Genomic DNA, 24,592 nt, shown 5'->3' with positions numbered 1-24,592 from the left:
ACTGACAGGGCGTAGAGGGTTTGAGCGGCGACTAAAGCCGCATGGCTGGAAAGCAACTCATGTGCTGCTAGAGCGTCCCCTATGATGGGGGACTATTGCCCAAAGCCCCTAGCGCCGCCTTTTTCGTGAATGCTCTGTGCAGTCGGGTGAGTGTATCGACTGATCATGTTGGCGTCTCTGTGGCCGCTCAGCGTCATTATCTCAGCCCACACATACCCACGGCGCAGCAAGTCAGTGATCGCCGTGTGGCGCAGATCGTGGAAGTGCAAATCATCAATCTCAAGCTTGGCGACAGCCCGCGTGAAGTTGGCTGTTGTAGCGACCCGCGTGTAGGGAAAAATCCGTTCATCCGTTCTAGGTTGGCGATTGATTATGGCAGGTGCTGAGCCAAGCAGCGCTACTAGGTCGTCGTGTCTTTCGTCGTCGTCTGGGTGCTTTCGATCACGCACCATTACCGTGCGTCCTTGGGCGTCGTAGTCAGCCCACCTAAGCCCTAAAATCTCACTCATACGCAGGCTGGTTTCTAGAGCGAAATCGACAATATCTGACATAGGCACTTTGATGCGTTTGTTGCTGTCAAAGTATGCTTTCAGCCGCTCAATCTCATCAGGCTTAGCCATACGCTTCCGGTGCTTGCTGCGTCCTATCAGCCCTAGCGTTTTCATGTTGGTGCGCGCTTCCTCAAACGCAGTCAAGTCAATGTCATAGTCTTTGACTGCCGAGCCATATTTCAGAACAGCGCCCAAATAGCTAATCTCAGGCGACACAGTAGCAGGGCCAGCGCCTTCCGCTTTCCTTGACTTGGCGTGGTCTAACATGACTGTTTTTGTCAGGTTTCGTAACGGCTGATTGCCTAAACGATCTGACAGCATATTCAAGGAAGCCTCTTTGCTGCGACCCCACGGTTTGAGTGGTTTGACTTCCTTTCTGTATTCTTCAATAAGCACCCCAAGCGTGAGTTTTGAAACGTCTTGCTTTAGTCCCGCTGCGCTGCGCTCTATCTGACGTTCAATGGCTCTAGCCCAATTCTCAGCAGCCTTGCGGCTGTTAAAGCTAGCGGTCTTTGTAACGCCCTTCTTGCGTACTCTGACCATATAGGAATTACCCCGTTCTGTGATCGTCGCCATGTACCAAACCTGTACCAAAAAATGTTATGTCAGAGTATATAATGGTAATATTTTGGTACATCAAGGCTTAGAAAAATGCAGCTAAATCAACACGCTAAACTATCTATTGCGCCGATGATGGATTGGACCGACCGCCATTGCCGGTTTCTGCATCGGCTGCTGAGTGAGCAGACGCTGCTTTACACCGAGATGGTCACCGCGCCCGCGCTGGTGCGGGGTGGGGCGTTGCATCTGTTGGACTTCAGCCCACAGGAACATCCCGTTGCGCTGCAGCTTGGTGGCTCGGACCCCGAGGAACTGGCGCGGGCCGCGCGACTTGGAGCCGAGGCAGGGTATGATGAGATCAATCTGAATTGCGGCTGCCCCTCGGACCGGGTGCAATCGGGCACGTTTGGGGCTGTGTTGATGAAAGACCCCGCGCGGGTCGCCGATTGCGTGGCCGCCATGGGTGAGGCCGTCTCGGTCGATGTGACCGTAAAATGCCGGATTGGCGTGGACGATCAGGAACCGCGCGACGTGCTGCCGAACTTTCTGGACAAGATACAGCAAGCCGGGTGCCGACGGGTGACGATCCATGCGCGCAAGGCGTGGCTGCAAGGCCTCAGCCCGAAAGAGAACCGCGATATCCCTCCGCTGGACTATGATCTCGTACATCAGATGAAGGCCGATTTTGCGGATCTTCACATTTCGATCAATGGCGGCATCACCTCGTTGGACGAGGCGCAGACGCATCTGGAGGCCGGGCTGGACGGGGTGATGATTGGACGGGCGGCCTATCACCAGCCTTCGGACATCCTCTCCGAAGCGGATATGCGGATTTACCAAAGCGGCAGCGCTCGGGACCCGATCGAAGTGGCCCGGCAAATGGTGCCCTATATCGAGCAGCACCTTGTCAACGGAGGGCGTTTGCACCAGATCACGCGGCATATGCTTGGCCTCTTTGCCGGTCGCCCTGGCGCACGGGCCTGGCGGCGCGCGCTGTCGGAAGGGGCGGTGCAGGATGGGGCAGGGCCCGAAGTGATGCTGAAGGCGCTCGATCACGTGGCGCCTCTGGCCGAGGTTTGAACAAATGAAGCCTGGTCTATGACCGGTTTGGGGGGAAGATGCCCGAGACGATGTTGCTGGCCCAGATGCTGGGCCTTTTGCTTGTAATTGGCGCACTTGCGGGCGTTCTGGCGGGGCTGCTTGGCGTCGGCGGAGGCATCGTGCTTGTGCCCGCGTTTTTCTATGCGTTCCAAACGCTTGGATATGGTGGGCCGCAGTTGATGCAGCTGTGTCTGGCGACCTCGTTGGCGACGATCATCGTAACCTCGATCCGGTCGGTGCTGGCCCACAACAAGAAGGGCGCAGTCGATTGGGAGATCCTGCGCGGATGGGGGCCGGGTATTGTCGTTGGGGCGATTGTCGGCGTGCTGGTCGCCTCGGCCCTGCGGACTGAGGCCTTGCAGGCGCTGTTCGGCGTTCTGGGCATGTTGATTGGTGCATATCTGGGCTTTGGCCGTTCGGAATGGCGCTTGGGGGATGCGATGCCAAAGGGGATCAAGCGCGCGGTTCTATCCCCATCCGTCGGGTTCCTATCGGTGCTGATGGGGATCGGAGGCGGCAGTTTCGGCGTCCCTCTTATGAGCCTTTACAACACGCCCATCCACCGCGCCGTGGCAACGGCCGCAGGGTTCGGAGTGATCATTGCCGTGCCATCTGTACTTGGTTTTCTCTTTCTGGAGATCGCTCCTGAACACAGGCCTCCGCTGACGATCGGGGCCGTGAACCTGGTGGCCTTCGGGATAGTAGTCGCGATGACGATGATCACCGCCCCGTGGGGCGTTAAACTCGCTCATGCGATGGATCCGAAGCCACTCAAGAGGGTCTTTGCGCTGTTCCTGACACTGGTCGCTCTGAACATGCTGCGGAAGGCTTTGGGATGGTAGAGGATTTCTGGGCGAAGGGTTGGGTCAAATTTCCGTTCGACCCGGCTCTGGCCGAATGGGTTGGGCAGGTTTTGCCCGCCGCTCAGCAGTCGATCACGGCGCCTGAGCATGCCGAATGGCTGGATTGTGAGGGCACGTGGTTCATTGGCGTCGATGCCTTGCCCAACGATGAATTTGGACAGGTTGGGTCGTCAAAACCGCTGTCCGGGATGGCCATGGATTTCATCGCCGCGCATCTGGGCAGCTTGCCGTTGCATCCGGGGCAGGTGTCGATCATCTATCCGGGGTATCCTCGCCCTCGAAAAGGCGAAAGCGAGGCCGCCGGGCGCTACCGGCGCAATCGCGACGCGGCGCATGTGGACGGGTTGCGGCCTATGGGCCCGGATCGTCGCCGCCGCGTGGATGAACCGCATGCGTGGATTTTGGGCATTCCCCTGTCGGAAGCCAGCCCCGATGCCTCGCCCATGGTGTTGTGGGAAGGTAGTCATATCCCAATGGGCGAGGCCTTCAGAGCGGCTTTCGCGGATCAGTCCCAGACCGATCTGAGCAAGGTCGACATCACCGATATCTATCAAGCGACCCGCCGCGAGGTGTTCGAGACCTGCCCAAGGATCGAATTGCCTGCCAAACCTGGCGAAGCCTATCTGCTGCACCGCCATTGCCTGCATGGCGTTGCGCCATGGCCAGATGAGGCGACCGCGGGTCCGGATGGACGTATGATTGCCTATTTCCGCCCCGAATGCGCAAACGGCGTCGCGGAGTGGATTGAAACACGCTGATGTCTCGGTGGGGAAACGGTTCCCCCGAATTACCCCAGCAGACCACGCCCACATCTGCCCGTTTCGCAACTTGTGGGCTTCAAAACCCGGCTTATCACGAAAAATGACGTAGGGTCATTTTGCGATAAGTTTATTGATTGCTGAGTCAATGAATATACAACTGAGGGCGTTTTCTTCTTCGTTCCGGCTGAAAACTCTTTAGCCAGACCGTGCCGCTGCGGGTCGCCACTCACTCACGGAACCGGTTTTCGCCTCGCATTTTTTGAGGCGTGCGTCCGGCCCGCAGCAGGCACACTTAATTGATTGGTTCTTAGTGTTTTTCAAAAGCTTTCTACGACGCTTTTCCAAGCTGCGGGATCACGCGCAACCCGTGACTGTCGCCACCACGATGGAACGGTCTGCCAAACATCCAAGAACCAGCCGGTCCGAATATTCTGACCTGTTCAAGGATGAACTCGCGATCCGACAGGCGGGCAGGTGTGACAAATCAAAGGATGAAACCAGCCCGGTGGACTGAGCGGTTAGCTTTTCAGGCGGGCCGAACGTCCGCCGCGCCGTTTGGCAAGGCGTGGTTTGCGGGCGGGCAGAGCCTCCATGATTTCGGCGCGTTCGCTGCTGCCCATGCGGGACCAGCGCGCGATCTCATCAAGGGTGCGGTAACAGCCGGTGCAAATCTGCTCTGTCGGGTGGACAACACAGATTCGTACACAGGGGCTTTCGACCTCATCGCGCTGCCAAACCATGTTCGTCATTCGTGGTCTCCGACCCGTTACAAAAAGCGCAGCCTGTCCAGCGCTCCTTGCAAGATATACCCTGCTGCAACGTGATCAATAACCTGTCCGCGACGTTTTCGTGTCGTATCCGCCTCTAAAAGTGCCTTTTCTGCCGCAACTGTGCTCAGACGCTCGTCCCAGAAGCCGATGGGGCAGTCGGTCAGGCGGGTCAAGTTGCGGGCAAAAGCGCGGGTGGATTGGCAACGGGGGCCCTCAGTACCGTCCATGTTTTTTGGCAGCCCGAGGATGACGCCACCAATCTCACGATCCTTGATCAACTCAAGCAAGCGCGCGGAATCGAGTGTGAATTTCTTGCGACGCACGGTCTCCAGAGGGCTGGCCACCCCGCGCATCCGGTCCGAGACCGCCACGCCGATGGTCTTTTCACCCAGATCCAGCCCCATAAGCGCCGTCATCGGCGACAGGGAAGCGGCGAAGTCCTCAAAATCGTCGTGGATCATTGGGCAATACCGGCTTGCAGGGCGGCTGCGTCGATCATCTCAAGCGCCTCGGGGTTGTCGGCAAAGAGGATCTCGGCTTCGTCGCGAATATCTATTGCACGCTGGGCCTGACCCAAAACGCCAAGCGCCGCGATCAGGCGCGCCCAGTCCTGAGGAGGACCGCCCTCAGTCGCCAGGCGATCAGACAGACGGTCAACCATGCCTTGGATCATCTCTTGCCGTTCTTCCGGGGTCATCTCCGCTGCGGCGGCGACATCGTCCTGACTTGGGCCGGGCTGGCCCAATGAGCTGGGGTCGGGGCCGTTGAAAACCCCAGCGCGGAAGGCAAGCTCATCCAACTGGGTGCGAATGGCATCACCCCAGGGTGCGCCCACCGGCGCATCCCGCGCGGTGTCGACCCAGACACGATAGGCGAGGTCTGGACGTCCGGTCTGGGCCAGCATCTGCCCCCAGTAGTAGCGCGCCGGGCCGTGTCGGGGATCACGCTCAAGCGCGGCGGCCAGAATTTGCTCGGCTTCGGGCGAGACATAACCGCCTGCCGCAAGGATCATCTTTTCGGCCAGATCCGAGTAATCATCGGCTGTTGCCGCCTGACCCGAAAGCTCGATAACGCGTTGCTGCGCGGCATAAGCGGCCTTGAAGTTCCCCGCATTGACTTCGTGCTGTGTCAGCAGGATATGCCCTTGCAGGTCATTAGGCCGGGCCGCCACGGTGTCGCGCAGTTGCTGGAGCAGCGTTGCGTAGCTTTCTTCCAGTTGTCGCGGCTGCGGCGGGGTGGCAAGGGCTTCGGCTGCTTCCTGCGCCGGGCGGTTCGTCCGGACCTCCTCGGCCAATGCCAGTCGTGCTGTCAGGGGTTGATCGGGCAAGCCGACGGCACCGGTTCGGTAGTACATCGCCAGCGCGCCGCCGATAACGATCAGCATCACGATCGCGATACTGACGACGGAAACCCCGCGCGACGGGCCCGAGGCCACCCGGTCACCCTGCATCTGGGCGTCCGCTGCCAGAATGCGGCGTGAGATCTCGGTACGGACCCTCTCGGCATCGGCTTCGCCAATGACTCCTCGGGCCAGATCACGGTCCACACCGGCCAGTTGTTCACGGTAGACGCGCAGATCGTAGGCTGCGGTTGGCTCGTCCGCGCGGCGGCCGCGCAAAAGCGTGTAGCCGAGGAACCCTGCGACCAGCAGCGCGATCAGACATGAAATGACCCAGAACGTCATGCTCTCTCCTGAAATTCTGCCCTGACTTAGACCTGCGGGCCGCCTAAAAAAAGGGACAAATGGCCGCGAATGTGCCACATGTCGCAATAGTGCTATATTGCGGCGTTGACCGGCGTGGATATACCCGGTCGACGCGGCATACCTGCGCTAATCACCGAACCGGATGGATTCGCTTATGAAACACTATTCAGCCTTTGCTGTCGCGCGCGAAGCGTTGCGCTATCACACCGGATGGGAGCGCGCATGGCGCTCGCCCGAGCCAAAGAAAAAATACGACGTCATCATCGTCGGTGCCGGGGGGCATGGTCTGGCGACCGCCTACTACCTTGGTAAAAACTACGGCATCCAGAATGTCGCCATCATCGAAAAAGGATGGCTGGGCGGCGGGAACACGGGCCGGAACACGACCATCATCCGGTCGAACTACCTGCAGGATCCTTCGGCGGCGCTCTATGAAAAGGCGCGGGGCCTCTATGAGGACCTGAGTCAGGACCTGAACTACAACATCATGTTCAGCCCCCGCGGCGTGATCATGCTGGCGCAGACTCAGCACGAAATTCGCGGCTATCAGCGCACGGCGCATGCCAACGCACTGCAGGGTGTTCAGACTGAGTGGATCGGACCCGAACGCGTGAAAGAGCTGGTACCGATCATCAATCTGGACGGTCCGCGTTATCCGGTTCTGGGTGGCCTTTGGCAGGAACGCGGCGGCACCGCGCGTCACGATGCGGTGGCGTGGGGCTATGCACGCGCCTGTTCGGCCATGGGCATGGACATCATCCAGAAATGCGAAGTCACCGGTGTGCGCTCGGACAATGGTCGCGTTGTTGGCGTTGATACAACCAAAGGCGCGATCGACTGCGACAAGCTGGGGATCGTCGTTGCAGGCCATTCCGGTCAGCTGGCCGAGATGGCAGGCTTCCGCTTGCCGCTGGAAGCCGTTGCGCTGCAGGCGCTGGTGTCCGAGCCGATCAAACCCTGCATGGACGTGGTCGTGATGGCCAACACCGTACATGGCTACATGTCGCAGTCCGACAAGGGCGAGATGGTGATCGGCGGCGGTACCGATGGGTTCAACAACTTCACCCAGCGCGGCAGCTTCCATCACATCGAGGAAACCGTCCGCGCATTGGTTGAGACCTTCCCGATGATCTCGCGCCTGAAAATGCTGCGTCAGTGGGGCGGGATTGTGGATATGACCGGCGACCGGTCTCCGATCCTGTCGAAAACACCGCTGCAGGGCTGTTTCATCAACGCAGGTTGGGGCACCGGTGGCTTCAAGGCCATTCCGGGCTCGGGCTGGGGTATGGCACAGCTGATGGCGACAGGTCATTCACCGCTGACCGAGGCCTTCTCGATGGACCGCTTCAAAGAGGGCCGCTTCATCGACGAAAGCGTCGCCGCCGGGGTGGCGCACTAAGGGCTCTGCCCGAGGTGGCCACAACACAGAATTCTGGTCGGCCCGAGTGCCGACCGACCGAGAAAAGGATGACCATATGCTGATCCTGAATTGCCCCTATTGCGGCGTCGATGCCGAAGAAACTGAACTGGCCGCCGGCGGCGAAGCGCATCTGAAGCGCTATGGCCCCGGCTCGTCGGATGATGAATTCCACGACTACCTGTTCATGCGTGAGAACCCGAAAGGCGTTCATTTCGAACGTTGGCGCCACGCGAATGGCTGTGGCAAGTGGTTCCACGCGGCGCGCTGCACCAACACGCTTGAGGTGTTCGGCACATATCCGGCCCAGACCACCGAGCCACCGCAAGAAATCAAGGACGCCATCACCGCCAAGCGTCCCGGCTGGACGTGGAGAGAGTTTAAATGATCCACCCAGCCAACCGTAATTCCGCCTGCGAAAGGTCCGCAACATGAGCACCCGTCTCGCAAATCAAGGCCGGCTGATTGACCGGTCGAAACAGGTTACCTTTACCTTCAACGGCACCTCGATGCAGGGCTATGAAGGCGATACCCTTGCATCCGCCCTGTTGGCCAACGACCAGATGATGATTGGCCGGTCGTTCAAATACCACCGTCCACGCGGCGTCGTCGCAAGTGGCGCGGAAGAGCCGAACGCTCTGGTCGGTTTGGGCGAAGGCAACCGGTTTGAACCGAACCAGCGCGCCACCACGACCGAGCTGTTCAACGGTCTGACGTCTGTATCGCAGAACCACTGGCCGAACCTCGAGTTCGACATCGGGTCGATCAACACCCATCTGTCGCGCTTCCTGCCGGCTGGCTTCTACTACAAGATGTTCATCCATCCGAAGCCGTTCTGGAAACACGTCTACGAGCCGTTCATCCGTCAGTCCGCCGGGCTGGGCAAAGCGCCCGACAAGGACAATCGTGATGCAGACACCTATGAGCATTTCTACCACTTCACCGATGTACTGGTGATCGGTGGCGGTGTCGCTGGTCTGCAGGCGGCTAAGGCGGCGGCTCAGTCCGGTGCCAAGGTCATGCTGATCGAGCAGACCGCGCATTGGGGTGGTCGTGCTCCTGTTGATGGTGGAACGATCGACGGTGAGCCTGTGGATAAGTTCGTGGAACAATTAGTTTCTGAACTCGAAACAATGGACAACGTCATCCTGCGCAATCGCTGCATGGGGGCAGGGGTTTATGACCACGGTTACGTACTGGGCTACGAACGCCTGACGGACCACACTCCGGGCGTGCAAGGCCCGCGTCATCGCCTGTGGCGCATCCGTGCCAAACAGGTTGTCACAGCAACCGGCGCGATTGAGCGTCCGCTGTCTTTCGCGGGTAACGATGTTCCGGGCGTGATGTTGGCCTCGGCTATGCGGGATTATGTGGTGAACTGGGGCGTGACCCCCGGCGACCGCGTGATCGTTGCGACCAACAATGACGACGCCTATCGCACTGCAATTGCCCTCAAGAAAGCCGGTGTGGATGTTCTGCGCGTGGTCGATGCGCGCGCAAGCGCCGGACCTCTGGCGGAAGAGGCGCGTCAGTTGGGCATCCGTGTTGATCCCGGCAAGGCCATCGCCAAGGTCAAGGGCGGCAAGCGCGTCAAAAAAGTTGCGCTGTGCAACCAGGAAGGCATCGGTGGTGCGCGGGAAGAGGTCGAATGCGATGCAGTCGCCATGTCGGGCGGCTGGTCTCCGGTTGTTCACATGTGGTCGCATTGCGGCGGCAAGCTGATCTGGGATGAGGCAAATGCCCACTTCCGTCCTGACCCTGAACGTCCTCCGCTGGGTGCAGACGGTGAAGGCTTCGTGATTGCCGCGGGTTCGTCCAATGGTCCGTTGGCTCTCGGCGACGTTCTGACTGACGCGGACGCTGCAGGTAAAACAGCGGCGAAGGCGGCCGGCTATAAGGCAAAACGTACCAAGGCTCCTACAGGCGAAACCACGGCCGAGGCTCCGATGGCGGCTGTTTGGCTGATGCCTGCGAATGCGGACATCCAGCTGCGCATGAAATCGTGGTTGGACTTCCAGAACGACGTGAAGGTCTCGGACGTTCAGCTGGCTGCGCGCGAAGGTTATGAAAGCGTTGAACATACCAAGCGCTACACCACGCTGGGTATGGCGACCGATCAGGGTAAGTTGAGCAACATCAACGGCTTGGCGATCCTTGCTGATGCGTTGGATTCCGAGATTCCGAAGGTCGGTACCACGACGTTCCGTCCGCCCTATACGCCCATCTCGCTGGCGTCGATCGGTGGTGAAGCACGTGGTGAGGTGTTCCAACCGATCCGCCAGACCCCGATGCACAACTGGCACGACCAGAATGGCGCAGACTGGGAGCCAGTCGGCCATTGGCGCCGGGCCTATGCCTATGTCCGTCCCGGTGAATCCGTGCATGACGCGGTGAATCGTGAGGTGAAGAACACCCGCGAAAACCTCGGCCTGCTGGACGCCTCGACACTGGGTAAACTGATCGTCAAAGGCCCCGATGCGGGCAAGTTCCTGGACATGATGTACACCAACATGATGTCCACGCTGAAGGTCGGTAAATGCCGCTATGGCCTGATGTGTTCCGAGAACGGCTTCCTGATCGATGACGGTGTTGTTGCCCGCATCGACGAGGACACATGGCTGTGCCACACCACCACCGGCGGTGCCGAGCGCATCCATGGTCACATGGAAGAATGGCTGCAGACCGAGTGGTGGGACTGGAAAGTCTACGTTGCGAACGTCACCGAGCAATATGCTCAGGTCGCCGTGGTTGGTCCCAACGCCCGCAAGGTGCTAGAGAAGCTGAACGCTCAAGCCGGTGGCGGCATGGATGTCTCGAAAGAAGCGCTGCCTTTCATGGAATGGCGTGACGGTAAGATCGGCGCGTTCGATGCGCGGGCCTACCGCATCTCGTTCTCGGGTGAACTGTCCTATGAAATCGCGGTTCCCGCATCTCAGGGTCAGGCGTTCTGGGATGCTCTGATCGACGCGGGCAAAGAATTCGGCGTTATGCCGTATGGCACCGAATGCCTGCACATCCTGCGGGCCGAGAAGGGCTTTATCATGATCGGGGACGAGACAGACGGCACCGTGATCCCGCAGGATCTGGGGCTGCATTGGGCGCTGTCCAAGAAGAAAGAGGATTACCTCGGCAAACGCGCCCATTCGCGGACCCATATGGCCGATTCAGAGCGTTGGAAACTGGTCGGTCTGGAGACTGTGGATGGATCGGTTCTGCCGGACGGAGCCTATGCGGTCGGCGAGGGCGTCAATGCCAACGGTCAGCGCAACATGATCGGGCGTGTGACCTCGACCTATTACTCGTCCAATCTGGACAAAGGCATCGCGATGGGTCTGATCAAGCACGGTCCTGACCGCATGGGCGAGATTGTCGAGTTCCCGGGAACCGATGGCAAAACCTACAAAGCCAAGATCGTCGATCCGATCTTCTACGACAAGGACGGGGAGAAGCAGAATGTCTGAACCCATCAGTGCACTGAACCACGCCAGCTATGACGGTATCGCCAAAGTGGCCGAGGTCGGCCTGCAGGGCATGATCACCCTGCGCGGCGATCTGTCCGACAAGGTGCTGGCCAAGGCTGTCAAGGATGCAACCGGGCAAAAAATGCCCGGCCAGCGTGAGGCTCTGGTCGATGGCGATACCGGCGTGTGCTGGATGTCCACCGATGAGCTGCTGGTGCTTGTGCCCTATGCCGAGGTTGAGGCCAAACTGGCCGAGATGGCCAACGCGCTTGGCGGTACGCATGCGCTGGCCGTCAATGTCTCGGACGCCCGTGCGGTGTTCTCAGTCACGGGCAGCAACGCGCGTGAAGTTCTGGGCAAGGTTGCTCCGGTCGATCTGTCACCTGCGGCTTTCCGACCCGGCCAAATTCGCCGTTCGCGTCTAGCTCAGGTGGCTGGTGCATTCTGGATGGACGACGCCGAGACCCTGCGCATCGTCTGCTTCCGTTCGGCGGCTGACTATGTGTTCAAACTGCTCAAGGTTGCGGCGCAGCCGGGCAGTGAGGTCGGGGTTTACTAACGAACCGACGACTGATGTAAAAAAAGGCTCCGGTTTTGGCCGGAGCCTTTTGCGTTCCGACCTTGGGAATACCAGTTAAGAGTGATCGGAGGCCCGAACGGCGCCCACTTCAATCATGTAAAAGGATCGTTTGAAAGCGGCTGAGCGCCGCGGGTTCCAACAGCGCCTGTACCGTCACCGGCTGTCCGTTTTCGTCGCACAGATGGTTGTAGTACCTTAGGCTTTCTAGCAGGCTTTCCATACGGGAACGCCGGTTCGCCTCTTCCAAAAGTGGCGCATGCAGGGACAGAAACAAAGCGGGACGTTTCTGTTTCAGCCAGTCCAGTAACGTAGGCAGGACAAAGAACTCGGCCCCTTCGATATCCATTTTCACCAGCGAGACGCGGCTTAAATCCTGGGCGGCCTGGAACTGATCCCATACGATTGTCAAAGCATCCGTTCCATGCGCCGCGTCATGCAAAAGGGAACTGGTGGAATCGCCTGGCTCTCCTCGGGTTGAGGCTATGCGGGCCACTCCGAACTGATCCGACAGAGCGACCCCAAAGGCCGAGACATTGCGGATATTGTTCAGGTCCAGGTTCCAGGCCAGATGACGAAAAGCGGTCGGGTCAGGTTCAAAGCAATACACATGGCGGGCTTTGCGCGCACCGTAAAGGACAGTCGGCCCGATCCACGCGCCAATATCCAGATAGTCGTTTTCCGGGGACAGGAACTGATCGAGAACGGCGAAGGTCTCGGGCTCCCAATCTCCGGCCGAGGCTTTACGCCAGAATTTCGAATGGTAGGGATCCAGCCGGAACGCCTGACCATTCAGGTTCCCAGCATAGTATCCGCGGGCGCGGTAAAAGATTTTGCGCGCCTGTGTCAGCATCGCGGACCTCCGGGTTTTATTGTCTCGCCCCTTGACCTGCGGCGGTTGCCAAAGCATTTAACCCTTGGGAACCGCAACTTTTATTTTACAGGGGGCCGACATGGCTTTTGAACTTCCTGATCTTCCTTATGCACATGACGCGCTGGCAGCCAAGGGCATGTCCGCCGAAACGCTGGAATATCACCACGACCTGCACCACAAAGCCTATGTCGACAACGGCAACAAGCTGATCGCCGACACCGAGTGGGACGGCAAGTCGCTGGAAGAGATCATCGTAGGTACCTACGACGCAAACGCCGTCGCGCAGAACGGTATCTTCAACAACATCAGCCAGCTGTGGAACCACAACCAGTTCTGGGAGATGATGGGCCCCGGCGAAAGCGCGATGCCTAGCGAACTTGAAAAAGCGCTGACCGAAAGCTTCGGCTCGGTTGACGAGTTCAAGTCGCAGTTCAGCGCGGCTGGCGCGGGTCAGTTCGGCTCGGGCTGGGCATGGCTGGTCAAGAACGCAGACGGCTCGCTGGCCGTGACCAAAACCGAAAACGGCGTGAACCCGCTGTGCTTTGGTCAGACCGCTCTGCTGGGTTGCGACGTGTGGGAGCATTCCTACTACATCGACTTCCGCAACAAGCGTCCGGCTTACCTGTCGAACTTCCTCGACAACCTGGTGAACTGGGAAAACGTCGCATCGCGGATGTGATCTGAGAGTCCCGTTTGGGCACAAGGGCCTGCTGGCGGAGACGCTGGCAGGCCTTTTTCATTGGCATAGTTTTTATGTGGCGCGGTTGGTTAATCCGCGCAGCAAACCTTGCGGGACCACCTCAACCGTGACAGTCCTGCTGAAACCAACTGGCAAACCGCCATTTTGACGATTGGACCTCAAGCTTGCGTGGAAACCATCTCCTCGATCACGCGATTCTTCTGGCGGGCGTTGCCTTGATGTGCGGGCCGGTCTGCCTGCTGCTTTGGCAGTTGCTCACGGCCCTTGATCTGCCCGAGCTTTGGGTCTTGGTTCAGCGGGTCTGGCGTGGTGGCCTCAGCAGCGCTGGCATTGGGGCAGGGGCGATGATGTGGAATTCGCTGGTACTGGCCCTTGGCGTTGCCATCTTGAAAAGCGTGATGTCGATGATGGCCGCTTATGCGCTGGTTTTCTTTCGACTGCCTTGCAGCGGGTTGATCTACGGCGTGATCCTGATCGCGATGTTCTTTCCGATCGAGACCCGGATCCTGCCGACCTTCGCCGTTGCCAGTGATCTTGGGCTGCTCAATTCCTACGCCGGGATGATCCTGCCGATCACGGCCAGCGGGCTCGGCGTGCTGGTCTTTCGCCAATACATGCGCCAGATCCCTAATGAGGTGATGGAGGCCGCCCAGATGGACGGCGCCGGACCGCTGCGTGTTCTGGTCGATATTGTAATCCCTCTGTCTTTGCCGATGATCGCGGCGGTATTCGCGATCCTGTTTGTTCTGGGGTGGAACCAGTATGTCTGGCCGATCATGATCACCACCACGAGTCAGGACCATGACACCTTGGTGCGCGGCATGGCCTATTCGGGCTTTGGTGGCACCGCGGGTATGGTTCTGGCGCTTTTGGCGCTGCTGCCACCAGCTATTGTCGTGATCGGGCTGCAGCGATGGCTGATGCGGGGTCTGACCGCAGGCATCCACTAGGTCCGCGATCTGCTCGAACATGAAGCGCAGGTGAAAACTTGCCGATACGTCAAGTTTCGGTATGAGACGGGATTGTACCGGGTCCGCCAGTGCTTAAGTAAATAGAGCGGAGGGAGAGAACCGCACTCATTGGAAGCACAAGCAAACACCGCGCCAGAACGCTCTGGCCGCGAAGCAAAGAACTTGTGCCCAATACATGAGGGATAGCCATGGAAACCACTACGGGAGAGCATAATGGCTGCACTTGAACAGGGAACCTGGGTTGTTATCGCGGATGGGGAAAAGGCACTGTTCGTCGAGAACATCACCGATGCCGAAGACCCCAATCTGGTTGTTGTTTCGGTTGAGGAGCAAGAATCTCACGACCGCCCCACTGACAGGGCCGGTCGGCGGTCTGATCCGGGGCCGAACCAGAAATCGGCGGTTGAGGAGCCGGACTGGAAATCCCATGCGAAATCGCTGTTCGTGCAGGACCTTGCCAATCTTCTGAACCGCAAGGGTTTAAAAGGCAAATTCCAAAGGCTTGTTCTGGTGGCCAGCCCACATGTTCTGGGGCTGCTGCGGCGCAGGCTTCATAGTGAGGTGCTGGCCAAAGTTGTGGCCGAGGTGGACAAAACCCTGACCAACCACCCGCTTCACAAGGTCGAACAGGTGCTGAAACAGCGCCTTCGCCCTGCGCCACGTTTAGCGTGAATGAAAACGGGCGGCTTCGTCCGCCCACAAAACGGCCTACCGCAAAGCGGTGATGGCCGCGTCCGCGTCCTCGACCCACGTCACGAAACTTGACAGAGACTGATCGGCAAAGCCCTGTTCGATCACCTGTTTCAGCAGGTCGCGGAGCTTATCCCAGTAGCCCCCCACATTCACCACCACAATCGGCTTATCATGCAGGCCCAACTGCCGCCATGTCAGCGCCTCAAACAGCTCGTCCAGTGATCCCGGCCCTCCGGGCAGCACCACGACGGCATCCGCATTCATGATCATGACTTTCTTGCGCTCGTGCATCGTCTCAGTGATCACGTAATGCGTCAGGTCGCTTTTGCCGACTTCGCGCTGGACCAGATGCACCGGGATAACGCCGAAGGTTTCGCCACCGGCAGATTGCGTGGCGCGCGCAACTTCCCCCATCAGACCCACATCTCCGGCCCCGTAGACCAGTCGCCAGCCTTCCTGCGCCAGCGCGGCTCCCAACTGTTTGGCGGCGTCAGAATAGGCGGGATTGGTGCCATTGCGTGACCCGCAATACACACAGACGGATTTCTGGGACATGACAGGTGCGCTCCGGGCTTGTTTCAGACGTTTTGACCCCTGATAGCGAGATTGGTAGGTTGGCTCAACTGTCCGCCGGAACACGAGTCACTCACATCAGTTTCGCGGCGGAATGAAAGGGAAAGAATGAACGGCACATCGGGAAGCGGAAGCTCGGGCAGCTTCATCTGGGGGCTGCTTGTCGGCCTTGTGGCAATTCTTGCGGCCGGTGGTCTGTATTTGTCGGGTGTGTTTTCAAGCAGCCCCGAACCCGTACAGGAACAGGTTGAGGTTGCAGAGGAAACTCCAGCGCCGGAGGTTGCACCCGAAGAAGAGGCCTCGCAGGAGCCCGCACCCGAGTCAGAGGAGGCTACCGCCGAGGCTGAGGAACCTGCCGCAGAAGAACCCGAAGCCCAGCCCGAAGAAGTTGCAGTTGAGGCTACCCCTTCGACACCTCCGGCGTTGGACCAGATTTTCGTGTCGCCGGACGGTAGCGCGTTGCTGTCGGGTGAGGCAGAGCCGGGCAGTGACGTTGATGTGGTGCTGAACGGCGAGATCGTGCATCAGTTTTCGGTCGATGAGACGGGCGAGTTCGCCGAATTCGTTGCGGTCCCATACAGCGATGATCCACGTGGCCTTGTTTTGCAGTCTACCGATGGGGATGAAACCGTTCGATCTGACGACTATCTGATAGCAGCCCTGCCAGAACCCGCCCCCGAGGAGCCAGCGCCAACGGTTGAGGAAACGTCCTCGGAACCGGAAGTTGCTGAAGATCCCGAGCCTGAGGCGGAAGATACGACTGTGGCAAATGTTGAGCCTGAGCAGTCGACGGAAACCGCAGACGCGGGCACCGAAGCCGCGGAAGCCGGTACGGAAACTGCAGACGCGGGTGCGGAAGCCGAGAACACCAGTACAGAAATTGCAGATGCCGGTGCCGAAACCCAGAACACTGGTGCGGATACAGAAGAGGCCGTTTTTGAGGCTGAATCGACCTCGGAAGAAGCAACCGAAACCCCTGCTGAAAACCAACAGGTTGCCATCCTGCGTTCAGGCGAGGATGGGGTGGAGCTGGTGCAATCCCCGTCCGAAGAGAACTCCGCGCCCGAGCAGGTTGAGTTGGACACAATCGGCTATTCAGACACCGGCGATGTGCAACTTACAGGCCGTCTGAACGAAGGTTCAGCTGTGCGGATCTATCTGAATAACCGACTGGTGGCCGATGTAACACCGCAAGACGATGGCAATTGGAGGGGAGACCTCGAGGGGATTGATCCCGGCGTCTACACCCTGCGAGTGGACGAGGTGCATTCCGACGGCACAGTCCTGAGCCGGGTTGAAACGCCTTTCAAACGTGAACCCGTCGAGGTGTTGCAAGCGGCCGAGGCGCAGACCTCGGAGCAACCGCAGGAAACCCCTGCGCCGATCCGGTCGGTCACGGTTCAGGCGGGCGACACCCTGTGGGCCATCTCGCGTGAGAGGTTCGGAGACGGCGTGCTATATGTCCGCCTGTTCGACGCTAACCGCGAGCTGATCCGCGACCCGGACCTGATCTTCCCGGGGCAGGTGTTCACCATTCCTGAATAAGCTCAGGCTCTGGCCTTTCTCGGGCCGGGGCCCATATTGCACTTCACACTAGGCAGGTAATGCGACGTATGCCCCCCATGACATCGGACGAATTGGCCGGAATTGACGAGCGCCGCTCTGGCTGGCGGACGATACGCAAGGTTGCGCCCTATATGTGGCCTGATGATGAGCCATGGGTGAAGCGACGCGTTGTGATTGCCATGGCGATGCTGGTGTTGGCCAAGCTGATCGCTGTCTATACGCCGATCCTCTACAAAGGCGCGGTGGACGGTCTGGCGGGCGAGGGCGTGCCTCCTCTGGCCCTTGGCGCTGTTGGGTTGACTGTGGCCTATGGTGTCGCCCGGATGATGACCGTGGGCTTTCAACAATTGCGCGATGCAGCCTTTGCCCCTGTTGGCCAACGAGCCTTGCGTGCGCTCGCGTTGGAGACCTTTCAGCATATCCACCAACTGTCCATGCGCTATCACGTTGGACGCCGGACAGGCGGCCTCAGCCGGATCATCGAGCGTGGGGTCAAGGGGGTCGAGTTCCTTTTGCGGTTCCTGCTGTTCTCGATCGGGCCGCTGATCCTGGAGCTGCTGCTGGTCGCCATCATCCTGATGTGGCTGTTCGATGTCTGGTATCTGGTCGTCGTGGCCGTCACTATTGCGCTTTACATCTGGTTTACTTTTGCCGTCACCGAATGGCGCGTGAAGCTGCGCCGCGAGATGAATGATCAGGATACCGAGGCGAACCAGCGCGCCATCGACAGCCTGCTGAATTTCGAAACCGTCAAGTATTTCAATGCCGAACAGCGTGAAGCAAACCGGTATGACGTGTCGATGAAGGCCTATGCCGGGGCGGCTTTGAAGACCGCCTATTCGCTGGCCTTCCTGAATTTTGGGCAGTCCTTCCTGATCACCTGTGGCCTGATCGGAGTGATGGTTCTGGCGGCCATCGGGGTTCAGAACGGAACGCTCACGGTTGGCGATTTCGTTATGGTAAACGCCTACATGATCCAGATCACCGTACCGCTGAATTTTCTGGGCACGGTGTATCGCGAGATCCGGCAAGCACTGGTCGATATGGGCCAGATGTTCGACCTGCTGGAACAGCCCGCCGAGGTGAAAGACAAGCCGGACGCTCCGGACCTAAAGGTCAATGGAGGCGAGGTGACCCTGCAGGATGTGCGTTTTGGCTATGACCCGGAGCGTGAGATCCTCAAAGGGGTGTCGCTGTCGGTGCCCGCAGGGCAGACCGTTGCCATTGTTGGCGCGACGGGGTCCGGGAAATCCACCATCGGGCGGTTGTTGTTCCGGTTCTACGATGTGACCGGTGGGGCGTTGAAAATTGATGGTCAGGACGTACGGGATGTACGTCAGACCAGTCTGCATGCGGCCATCGGCGTTGTGCCTCAGGACACGGTGTTGTTCAACGACACCATCCGCTACAACATTGCCTATGGCCGTGACGGCGCAACGCAGGCCGATGTGGAAGAGGCCGCGCGTGCAGCACAAATCCACGACTTCATCGCCTCTCTGCCCGAAGGCTATGACACCAAGGTGGGTGAGCGTGGCCTGAAGCTCTCGGGCGGCGAAAAGCAGCGTGTCGGCATCGCGCGGACGCTGCTCAAGAACCCGCCTATTCTGTTGCTGGATGAGGCGACCTCGGCCCTCGACACCGATACCGAGCAGGAGATCAAGGATGCTCTGGCCCGTGCGGGTGAAGGGCGGACCGTGATCACCATCGCGCACCGTCTGAGCACGATTGCCGAGGCCGACCAGATTGTGGTTCTGGAAAGCGGTGAGATCATCGAACAGGGCACCCATGATGCGCTATTGGCGCGCGAAGGTCGTTATGCCCAATTGTGGAGCCGCCAGCAGGCCGACACGCAGGCTGCCTGAGATTTTCTGTTTGACGCGACTCGTCCGCTGGTTGAAACCACAGCTAGCGCAGTATCGCGTTAGGCTTGGTTTTGCCATCGAACAGGAAAGAGCAAAGAATGAAGAAAGTCGTCACTTCCTTGACACTCGGTTTGACACTCGCAGCATTTGCCGCGTCAGCCGAAGATCTGGAGTTTCTGCTGGTCAATGAAACCAGCGTGGATCTGGTCGAGTTCAATGTCTCCCCCGCGTCATCCGGCAGTTGGGAGGGGAACCTTCTGCAGGGTGGATACCTCGCGCCAGACTATGAGATCGATGTATTGATCGCGGATGGGCTTGTAACCTGCGTCTATGATATTCGCGGCGTGTTTGATGACGGCAGCGCGGTTGAGGATTACGACCTGGACCTGTGCGACCTGGGCGAATACGCGTTCTCGGAATAGAAAAACGTTTCAAGAAACGAAAAATGGCGAGCCATTGGCTCGCCATTTTTTTTGGTTATTCGGCTGCTTTTAGCGGTGACCCAGGCGGGATTGTCGGGTGATCCTCGTCTGTCCCAGTGGCCTGTTCGGGCCGACGCGCAGGCTGCTCGTCCCAGACGATCTCAGTCGCTTGCGCGGCCCGAGCGCTTTGTCCGATCGCCATGTCCTGCGCGATCTGGCTGGACCGACCCGCTGTGACTCTAGCAAGGAGTTTGCCCAGCCAGATGGCATAGGTTGTCACCCAGACCCGCAGGGCCAGCATCGATGGCGTCACGATCAGGGTCAGCACGGTGGCGATTCCGAGGCCAAAGACCACAGCGGTGGCCAGCTGTTTCCACCACAGTGCTGTGGGGCTGTCGATCGTGTAGCCGCCATTGATGAAGTCCAGCGACAGGCCAAACATCATTGGCGTCAGACCGGCCATTGTGGTCAGCGTTGTCAGCAGAACGGGGCGAATCCGAGCCTCAGCCGTACGCACAATCGCGTCGATCCGCGGCATGTAGCGGCTGTATTCCTGATAGGTGTCGATCAGAACGATGTTGTTGTTCACAACAATCCCAGCCAGAGCGACGATCCCTGTACCGGTCATGATGATCGAGAAGGGTTGCTCCATCACCAGCATCCCGATCAGAACGCCGGTTGTGGACAGTACAACCGCCAGCAAAACCAGAACAGAGTTGTAGAAGCTGTTGAACTGCGCCAGCAGGATCACGAACATCAGCCCGAGGGCCGCCAGAAACGCGCTGGACAGGAAGGCCTGGCTTTCGGCCTGTTCTTCCTGATCACCGGTCCATTCCCATGTGATCGAAGGGTCGAACGGGTTGGTGTTCAGCCATTCAGTCAGGACGGCGATACGTTCGTTGGGATTGATCGGCGCGATGCTGGCTTCACCATTTTCAACGGCGGTGCGCAGCTCCTCGGTTGTCTCAGCCCCGGTCAATTGCACCAGATCGTATTGCTTGCCATTGGGCGCAGTGATCGCGGTTGAGGAGGGTTCAGCCCCATCCGCAACCGCGCGCAGAACGGCCAAACGTTTTTCACCATCGTCTGGTCCAGCGACCACTGCTTTGCTGAGGCCAGCTTCGACATCGGCTTTGACGTCATAATAGCGTTCCTGATCAACACGGTTGATTTCGGCCAGTTTGGCAACCGGCTGGCGGGTGACGAAGTTGGAAAGAGGCACAAGGCCGTCCGCCGTGCGCACCTTCAGCGTGTCCAGCGTTGACAGGACACGGTCCTCTTCGGGTAGGCGGACGCGGATCTCGATCTCTTCATCCGTAGTGTCAGGGCGCATTTCGCCCAAAAGGATACCGCGTGTGACCAACTGCACCATGGCCCCGACAGTGGCCACATCGGCGCCAAATCGGCCGGCTTTGGCGACGTCAACGTCGATCTGCCAGTCGATGCCGGGCAAGGGCAGGGTGTCTTCTATCTTGATCAGGCCGGGGGTCGTGTCGAAAACCTCTCGGGCGGCGACAGTGGCGGCGGTCAGAGGCTCCCACCCGTCGCCCTTGATCCGCAGATGCACGGGCTTGGCTGAGGCGGGGCCTTGCTCCAGCGCCAGAATCTCAACCTCGAAACCGGGCAGCTCGGCCAATTGGGTGTTCAGCTCTTCCAGAACATAGTCGCCATCATATTCGGGGGCGATGAAATGTCGGTCGAATAGCCCGCCCAGAATGGGCTCCGAGACGTTGGGGCGGTCTTCCCATGGGATGATTTCGAACTGGACGCGTCCAACCGTGTCTGCCGGGTCTTGCGCGCCGCCATTATTCTGCGTCAGCCCACCTTCGCCCGCAAACGAGAAGACGTTGATCACGGCCGGGTGCGCGGCAATCACCTGTTCGGCGGCCAGCACCATGGCGTCTTTTTCCATCAACGAAAGGTTGCCCCGCGCGCGGACGTAAGCCGTGGCCTGTTCCGGCTCGCTTTCGACGAAGAACTCAACGCCTCGGTTGTTTTCGCCGAACACCGAGATTACCGTCATCACAGCCATGATAACGGCAGCGATCGAGACAATCGGCATCACCGGATTGCCCACGAGGAATTTGATGACATAGCCGAAGGGCGTGTGTTCCTTCGCCGTGTGAACCTTGGTGTCGGGTTTGCGCTCGATCCGGGCGGCGCCTAGCGTGACCGATCCGGCGAAAGCTCCGAGAATCATCAGTATGGCCCCGAGGAGCGAACCACCACCCTCGACCAGATAAGAGGGGTTCAGCACCTGCATCGCGCCGAGGAAGACCAGATAGAAGGACGGGGGGACCATTACGGCGCGCAACCACCACGGCGTGCGACCGCGCAACCAATCCGAGGCGCGGTCGAAGACGCGGCTCAGCCGACCCGAAACACCGCCCATAACCGGCAGGTAGATCAGCGCCACGATCAGCGACGCGGAGAGAACAAAGATCAGCGTGACCGGCAGCATGCCCATGAACTCACCCGGAATACCGGGCCAGAACAGCATCGGTAGGAAGGCGCAGAGTGTTGTCGCCGTGGATGAGACGATAGGCCAGAACATGCGCTGCGCCGCTTCGACATAGGCATGCATCGGGCCGACGCCCTCTTTGATACGCTTGTCCGCATATTCGACCACAACGATCGCGCCATCCACCAGCATACCAACGGCTAGGATCAGACCAAACATCACGATGTTCGATATGCTGACCCCCATGACCGCAAGAAAGGCAAAGCACAGCAGGAATGAGGTCGGAATCGCAAAGCCTACCAACAGCGCTGCCCGCGATCCCAGCGAGGCCAGAACCACGATCATCACCAGCGCAATCGCCGTCAGGACCGAGCCTTCCAATTGGCTAACCATGGATCCAACGATCCGGCTTTGGTCGTTCGAGGTGCCTACGTCCACCGCAGCCTGCAATTCTTCGGGCCATTTGGTTTGCGCTTCGGCGATTGTCGCTTTGACCTGCTCGACCGTGTCGATCAGGTTGAAGCCCTTGCGCTTCACCACCTGCAAAGCGACGGTTGGCACATTGTCGAACCGGGCCGTGCCCTCGCGGTCCTCAAACGTGTAGTTGATTTCGGCCAGTTCACCCAGAGTCACGACGCGGTCGCCGTTGACCTTGATGGGCAGGCCGTAGACGTCCTGCGCGGTTTTGAAAGACGAGGGGATTTTAACCGAAAAGGCCCCTTGCGCGCTGTCCACTTCGCCCGCTGCGATCAACTGGTTGTTGTTTTGCACAACCGTGATCAGCTCATTGGCGGTGACGTTGTAGGCCTCAAGACGCAGAGGGTCGATAATGACCTCAAGCAGCTCATCCCGGTTGCCTGCGATCCCGGCTTCAAGCACGGAATCCAGCGCTTCGATGTCGTCCTGCAAATCCTTGGCGATGCGTGCCATCGTGCGCTCTGGCACCGCTCCGGTCAGGTTGACGATGACGATGGGGAATTCGGAGAAGTTCAGCTCGCTCAGCGAGTATTGCTCGGCCCCGTCCGGGAACTCGGCCTGCGCGCTGTTCATCGCGTCGCGGACGTCTGCGGTGATCGCGGTCTTGTCCCAGCCGAATTCGAACTCAAGGAACAGGCCTGCATAGCCTTCGGCGGCAGTGGCGGTCATCTCTTTCAGACCATCCAAATCTGCCAGCTCGGTCTCCATCGGTTTGACCAGCAGGTTCTCGGAATCCTCAGCCGAGATTCCGGGGAAAACGACCGATACGAAAAGGGCAGGGACCTCGATATCCGGCTCGCCCTCTTTCGGTAGATTGACATAGGCAAACCCACCAATGACCAGCGAGATCAGGATGAAAGCCAGAACCATACGGGCCCTGTCGGCGGCCCAGCTGACGATTCCCGTCATTGCGTGACCTCCTGATAGGTTGGGTTCACGGTGACACCTTTGACGACGAACTCCTGCCCCACGACGATGATGTCAGTGGTTTCAGGCAGCCCGTCGATCCAGACGCCCTCGGCCGTGTCGCGCAACACACGGACCGGAATGAAATCGACCACATCGCCTGCGCCGACGGTGCGCACGCCCAACTGTCCTTCGTTGCTGAGGGTCAGGGCCGATTGCGGCAGCAGATGCGCCTTGGCCCCTTCGGCCGAGATACGGATTGTCGTTGTCTGGCCATCGCGAATAGTCAGGTCTTCATTCGGCACGGTGATCTCGACCTCAAAGGTACGAGTGGTTTCATCTGCCGAGCGGCTAAGGAAGGTCACGCGGCCTTCGACCTGACGACCGGTGACCAGCTGCGCCGAGGCCAGCGCCCCGACCTGAACACGGTTAACTTCGGTCTCGGGCACGAAACCCACCAGCTTGATCGGGTCCAGCTGGATGATGGTGGCGCAGAGCGTTCCCGGCTGCATCAGGCTACCCAACTCAGCGGTGTCGCTTTCCAGCAGGCCCTGAAACGGGGCCTCAATCGTCAGCCGATCCATTTCACGTTGGGCGGCTTCAACCTCGGCAGCGGCGGATTCAATACCGGCGCGGGTGGCTTCCAGGCCTGCCTCGGCCGATTTGATGCCTGCTTCGGCGCTGCTCATCGCGGCCTCGGAGGAGACGCGGCGGGTTTCCGAGCCAAAGCCCGTCTCTGATAGTTTGCGGGCCGCTTTCAGGTTGATATCAGCCTCGGCCACAAGGGCATGTGCTTCTTCCAGACGCGCCTCGGCCTCGGGGATGCGGCTTTCGGCCTCAAGCTTGCCTGCCTTCGCTTCGGCCAGGCTGGCAGGGCGGGTGCCGGGATCAAGCTCACACAGCAGATCGCCCGCCTCAACAAAAGCACCGCGGCGCATAGGTTCTGAGATCACGGTCGAGGTCGTCTCGGCCAGCACTTCGACCTGACGGTTGGCTTTTGTTTGGCCGCGCAGCAGGACGGCGCTGTCAATCTCGCGCGCGACCGAGCGCAGGGCGACCACGCGCACAGCATTTTCATTGGCTATCGAAACCACCGCCTCTTCGGTCTCTGATGAGGCGCTTTCCTCTACGTCACCTCGGCCTGCAAAGGCGAACAGCGCGTCACGCTCAAAAACAAGGAAATACAGCGCGACAATCACCAAGGCGGCATTGATGAATGAAATCAGACGCATAAAGCTGGTCTCCTTAAAAAATTCGCCGGCTTAGACCGGGGTAGTATAGTGAAAGATGGGCGTCGGCTTGTGTATTTTCTACGCTAAA

The 24,592-nt window shown here is 59.3% G+C and carries 21 protein-coding genes; 13 read left to right on the top strand and 8 right to left on the bottom strand.

What is annotated here, in order from left to right; genetic code table 11:
• Nucleotides 1-92: 92 nt before the first annotated feature.
• The gene (locus ACR3FB_RS10680; protein WP_480563952.1) at nucleotides 93-1,127 is read right to left on the bottom strand and encodes a tyrosine-type recombinase/integrase; all 1,035 of its coding nucleotides are present in this window, start codon (nucleotides 1,125-1,127) and stop codon (nucleotides 93-95) included.
• A gap of 75 nt (nucleotides 1,128-1,202) precedes the next feature.
• Here ACR3FB_RS10680 and dusA point away from each other — a divergent pair, with 75 nt between their 5' ends.
• Genes dusA through ACR3FB_RS10665 form a run of 3 tightly spaced genes read left to right on the top strand, consistent with a single transcriptional unit; the run spans nucleotide 1,203 to nucleotide 3,834 of the window.
• The gene (gene dusA, locus ACR3FB_RS10675; protein WP_480563954.1) at nucleotides 1,203-2,192 is read left to right on the top strand and encodes a tRNA dihydrouridine(20/20a) synthase DusA; all 990 of its coding nucleotides are present in this window, start codon (nucleotides 1,203-1,205) and stop codon (nucleotides 2,190-2,192) included.
• Nucleotides 2,193-2,230: 38 nt separating this feature from the next.
• On the top strand, nucleotides 2,231-3,055 hold the full coding sequence (locus ACR3FB_RS10670; RefSeq protein WP_480563956.1) for a sulfite exporter TauE/SafE family protein: 825 nt from the start codon (nucleotides 2,231-2,233) through the stop codon (nucleotides 3,053-3,055).
• On the top strand, nucleotides 3,049-3,834 hold the full coding sequence (locus ACR3FB_RS10665) for a hypothetical protein (protein ID WP_480563958.1): 786 nt from the start codon (nucleotides 3,049-3,051) through the stop codon (nucleotides 3,832-3,834). The genes ACR3FB_RS10670 and ACR3FB_RS10665 overlap by 7 nt, the downstream gene beginning before the upstream one ends.
• Nucleotides 3,835-4,355: 521 nt before the next feature.
• Here ACR3FB_RS10665 and ACR3FB_RS10660 read toward each other — a convergent pair.
• From ACR3FB_RS10660 to ccmI, 3 genes are read right to left on the bottom strand one after another with little or no spacing between them, the layout of a single operon-like run.
• On the bottom strand, nucleotides 4,356-4,586 hold the full coding sequence (locus ACR3FB_RS10660) for a DUF1289 domain-containing protein (RefSeq protein ID WP_170639526.1): 231 nt from the start codon (nucleotides 4,584-4,586) through the stop codon (nucleotides 4,356-4,358).
• Between the two features lie 17 nt (nucleotides 4,587-4,603).
• Complete coding sequence (ruvX, locus tag ACR3FB_RS10655) at nucleotides 4,604-5,068, bottom strand: Holliday junction resolvase RuvX (protein WP_170639527.1); 465 nt, start codon at nucleotides 5,066-5,068, stop codon at nucleotides 4,604-4,606.
• Entirely contained in the window at nucleotides 5,065-6,291 is a 1,227-nt protein-coding gene (gene ccmI / locus ACR3FB_RS10650; protein ID WP_480563961.1) for a c-type cytochrome biogenesis protein CcmI, read from the bottom strand. The genes ruvX and ccmI overlap by 4 nt, the downstream gene beginning before the upstream one ends.
• A gap of 175 nt (nucleotides 6,292-6,466) precedes the next feature.
• Between ccmI and ACR3FB_RS10645 the strand changes: the two genes are divergently transcribed.
• The 4 genes from ACR3FB_RS10645 (at nucleotide 6,467) to ACR3FB_RS10630 (ending at nucleotide 11,749) form a co-directional block, all read left to right on the top strand.
• Entirely contained in the window at nucleotides 6,467-7,711 is a 1,245-nt protein-coding gene (locus ACR3FB_RS10645; protein ID WP_170666423.1) for a sarcosine oxidase subunit beta family protein, read from the top strand.
• A gap of 76 nt (nucleotides 7,712-7,787) precedes the next feature.
• Nucleotides 7,788-8,117, top strand: coding sequence for a sarcosine oxidase subunit delta (locus ACR3FB_RS10640; RefSeq protein ID WP_419739951.1), 330 nt, complete (start codon nucleotides 7,788-7,790; stop codon nucleotides 8,115-8,117).
• 43 nt (nucleotides 8,118-8,160) lie between these two features.
• Nucleotides 8,161-11,190, top strand: coding sequence for a sarcosine oxidase subunit alpha family protein (locus ACR3FB_RS10635; RefSeq protein WP_480563963.1), 3,030 nt, complete (start codon nucleotides 8,161-8,163; stop codon nucleotides 11,188-11,190).
• A complete protein-coding gene (locus tag ACR3FB_RS10630) occupies nucleotides 11,183-11,749 on the top strand; it encodes a sarcosine oxidase subunit gamma (protein ID WP_480563965.1) in 567 nt (188 codons plus the stop codon). The genes ACR3FB_RS10635 and ACR3FB_RS10630 overlap by 8 nt, the downstream gene beginning before the upstream one ends.
• 109 nt (nucleotides 11,750-11,858) lie before the next feature.
• Here the strand turns inward: ACR3FB_RS10630 and ACR3FB_RS10625 are convergent, their stop codons facing one another.
• Nucleotides 11,859-12,620: an FkbM family methyltransferase gene (locus tag ACR3FB_RS10625; protein WP_480563967.1), complete on the bottom strand. Its 762-nt coding sequence runs from the start codon at nucleotides 12,618-12,620 to the stop codon at nucleotides 11,859-11,861.
• Between the two features lie 100 nt (nucleotides 12,621-12,720).
• Here ACR3FB_RS10625 and ACR3FB_RS10620 point away from each other — a divergent pair, with 100 nt between their 5' ends.
• From ACR3FB_RS10620 to ACR3FB_RS10610, 3 genes are all read left to right on the top strand, one after another.
• Nucleotides 12,721-13,320, top strand: coding sequence for a superoxide dismutase (locus tag ACR3FB_RS10620; RefSeq protein ID WP_480563969.1), 600 nt, complete (start codon nucleotides 12,721-12,723; stop codon nucleotides 13,318-13,320).
• A gap of 185 nt (nucleotides 13,321-13,505) precedes the next feature.
• The gene (locus tag ACR3FB_RS10615) at nucleotides 13,506-14,291 is read left to right on the top strand and encodes an ABC transporter permease subunit (protein WP_480563971.1); all 786 of its coding nucleotides are present in this window, start codon (nucleotides 13,506-13,508) and stop codon (nucleotides 14,289-14,291) included.
• Nucleotides 14,292-14,525: 234 nt separating this feature from the next.
• The gene (locus ACR3FB_RS10610; protein ID WP_170552939.1) at nucleotides 14,526-14,984 is read left to right on the top strand and encodes a host attachment family protein; all 459 of its coding nucleotides are present in this window, start codon (nucleotides 14,526-14,528) and stop codon (nucleotides 14,982-14,984) included.
• A 36-nt stretch (nucleotides 14,985-15,020) separates the two neighbouring features.
• On the opposite strand, the gene ACR3FB_RS10605 is transcribed toward ACR3FB_RS10610, so the two are convergent.
• A complete protein-coding gene (locus ACR3FB_RS10605) occupies nucleotides 15,021-15,560 on the bottom strand; it encodes an LOG family protein (protein ID WP_480563973.1) in 540 nt (179 codons plus the stop codon).
• Nucleotides 15,561-15,686: 126 nt separating this feature from the next.
• On the opposite strand from ACR3FB_RS10605, the gene ACR3FB_RS10600 reads away from it, so the two are divergent.
• From ACR3FB_RS10600 to ACR3FB_RS10590, 3 genes are all read left to right on the top strand, one after another.
• Nucleotides 15,687-17,123: a LysM peptidoglycan-binding domain-containing protein gene (locus ACR3FB_RS10600; protein ID WP_480563975.1), complete on the top strand. Its 1,437-nt coding sequence runs from the start codon at nucleotides 15,687-15,689 to the stop codon at nucleotides 17,121-17,123.
• A gap of 77 nt (nucleotides 17,124-17,200) precedes the next feature.
• Entirely contained in the window at nucleotides 17,201-19,006 is a 1,806-nt protein-coding gene (locus tag ACR3FB_RS10595; RefSeq protein WP_170640856.1) for an ABCB family ABC transporter ATP-binding protein/permease, read from the top strand.
• A 98-nt stretch (nucleotides 19,007-19,104) separates the two neighbouring features.
• Nucleotides 19,105-19,428 (top strand): hypothetical protein, encoded by a 324-nt coding sequence (locus tag ACR3FB_RS10590; protein WP_480563977.1) that lies wholly within the window; start codon nucleotides 19,105-19,107, stop codon nucleotides 19,426-19,428.
• Between the two features lie 55 nt (nucleotides 19,429-19,483).
• Here the strand turns inward: ACR3FB_RS10590 and ACR3FB_RS10585 are convergent, their stop codons facing one another.
• Together ACR3FB_RS10585 and ACR3FB_RS10580 are read right to left on the bottom strand one after the other, a co-directional pair.
• Nucleotides 19,484-23,275, bottom strand: coding sequence for an efflux RND transporter permease subunit (locus ACR3FB_RS10585; RefSeq protein ID WP_480563979.1), 3,792 nt, complete (start codon nucleotides 23,273-23,275; stop codon nucleotides 19,484-19,486).
• Nucleotides 23,272-24,504, bottom strand: coding sequence for an efflux RND transporter periplasmic adaptor subunit (locus ACR3FB_RS10580; RefSeq protein ID WP_480563981.1), 1,233 nt, complete (start codon nucleotides 24,502-24,504; stop codon nucleotides 23,272-23,274). The genes ACR3FB_RS10585 and ACR3FB_RS10580 overlap by 4 nt, the downstream gene beginning before the upstream one ends.
• Between the last annotated feature and the right edge of the window lie 88 nt (nucleotides 24,505-24,592).

The sequence above is a fragment of the Ruegeria sp. AO1 genome (assembly GCF_056535985.1).
Note: the sequence above shows the minus strand (reverse complement) of the source record. Positions and strands in the feature narration are given on the sequence as shown.

Bases quoted from the DNA above. Each gene is read 5' to 3' on its own strand.
- ACR3FB_RS10680 (WP_480563952.1), bottom strand. From the start codon at position 1,127: ATGGCGACGATCACAGAACGGGGTAATTCCTATATGGTCAGAGTACGC.
- dusA (WP_480563954.1), top strand. From the start codon at position 1,203: ATGCAGCTAAATCAACACGCTAAACTATCTATTGCGCCGATGATGGAT.
- ACR3FB_RS10670 (WP_480563956.1), top strand. From the start codon at position 2,231: ATGCCCGAGACGATGTTGCTGGCCCAGATGCTGGGCCTTTTGCTTGTA.
- ACR3FB_RS10665 (WP_480563958.1), top strand. From the start codon at position 3,049: ATGGTAGAGGATTTCTGGGCGAAGGGTTGGGTCAAATTTCCGTTCGAC.
- ACR3FB_RS10660 (WP_170639526.1), bottom strand. From the start codon at position 4,586: ATGACGAACATGGTTTGGCAGCGCGATGAGGTCGAAAGCCCCTGTGTA.
- ruvX (WP_170639527.1), bottom strand. From the start codon at position 5,068: ATGATCCACGACGATTTTGAGGACTTCGCCGCTTCCCTGTCGCCGATG.
- ccmI (WP_480563961.1), bottom strand. From the start codon at position 6,291: ATGACGTTCTGGGTCATTTCATGTCTGATCGCGCTGCTGGTCGCAGGG.
- ACR3FB_RS10645 (WP_170666423.1), top strand. From the start codon at position 6,467: ATGAAACACTATTCAGCCTTTGCTGTCGCGCGCGAAGCGTTGCGCTAT.
- ACR3FB_RS10640 (WP_419739951.1), top strand. From the start codon at position 7,788: ATGCTGATCCTGAATTGCCCCTATTGCGGCGTCGATGCCGAAGAAACT.
- ACR3FB_RS10635 (WP_480563963.1), top strand. From the start codon at position 8,161: ATGAGCACCCGTCTCGCAAATCAAGGCCGGCTGATTGACCGGTCGAAA.
- ACR3FB_RS10630 (WP_480563965.1), top strand. From the start codon at position 11,183: ATGTCTGAACCCATCAGTGCACTGAACCACGCCAGCTATGACGGTATC.
- ACR3FB_RS10625 (WP_480563967.1), bottom strand. From the start codon at position 12,620: ATGCTGACACAGGCGCGCAAAATCTTTTACCGCGCCCGCGGATACTAT.
- ACR3FB_RS10620 (WP_480563969.1), top strand. From the start codon at position 12,721: ATGGCTTTTGAACTTCCTGATCTTCCTTATGCACATGACGCGCTGGCA.
- ACR3FB_RS10610 (WP_170552939.1), top strand. From the start codon at position 14,526: ATGGCTGCACTTGAACAGGGAACCTGGGTTGTTATCGCGGATGGGGAA.
- ACR3FB_RS10605 (WP_480563973.1), bottom strand. From the start codon at position 15,560: ATGTCCCAGAAATCCGTCTGTGTGTATTGCGGGTCACGCAATGGCACC.
- ACR3FB_RS10600 (WP_480563975.1), top strand. From the start codon at position 15,687: ATGAACGGCACATCGGGAAGCGGAAGCTCGGGCAGCTTCATCTGGGGG.
- ACR3FB_RS10595 (WP_170640856.1), top strand. From the start codon at position 17,201: ATGACATCGGACGAATTGGCCGGAATTGACGAGCGCCGCTCTGGCTGG.
- ACR3FB_RS10590 (WP_480563977.1), top strand. From the start codon at position 19,105: ATGAAGAAAGTCGTCACTTCCTTGACACTCGGTTTGACACTCGCAGCA.
- ACR3FB_RS10585 (WP_480563979.1), bottom strand. From the start codon at position 23,275: ATGACGGGAATCGTCAGCTGGGCCGCCGACAGGGCCCGTATGGTTCTG.
- ACR3FB_RS10580 (WP_480563981.1), bottom strand. From the start codon at position 24,504: ATGCGTCTGATTTCATTCATCAATGCCGCCTTGGTGATTGTCGCGCTG.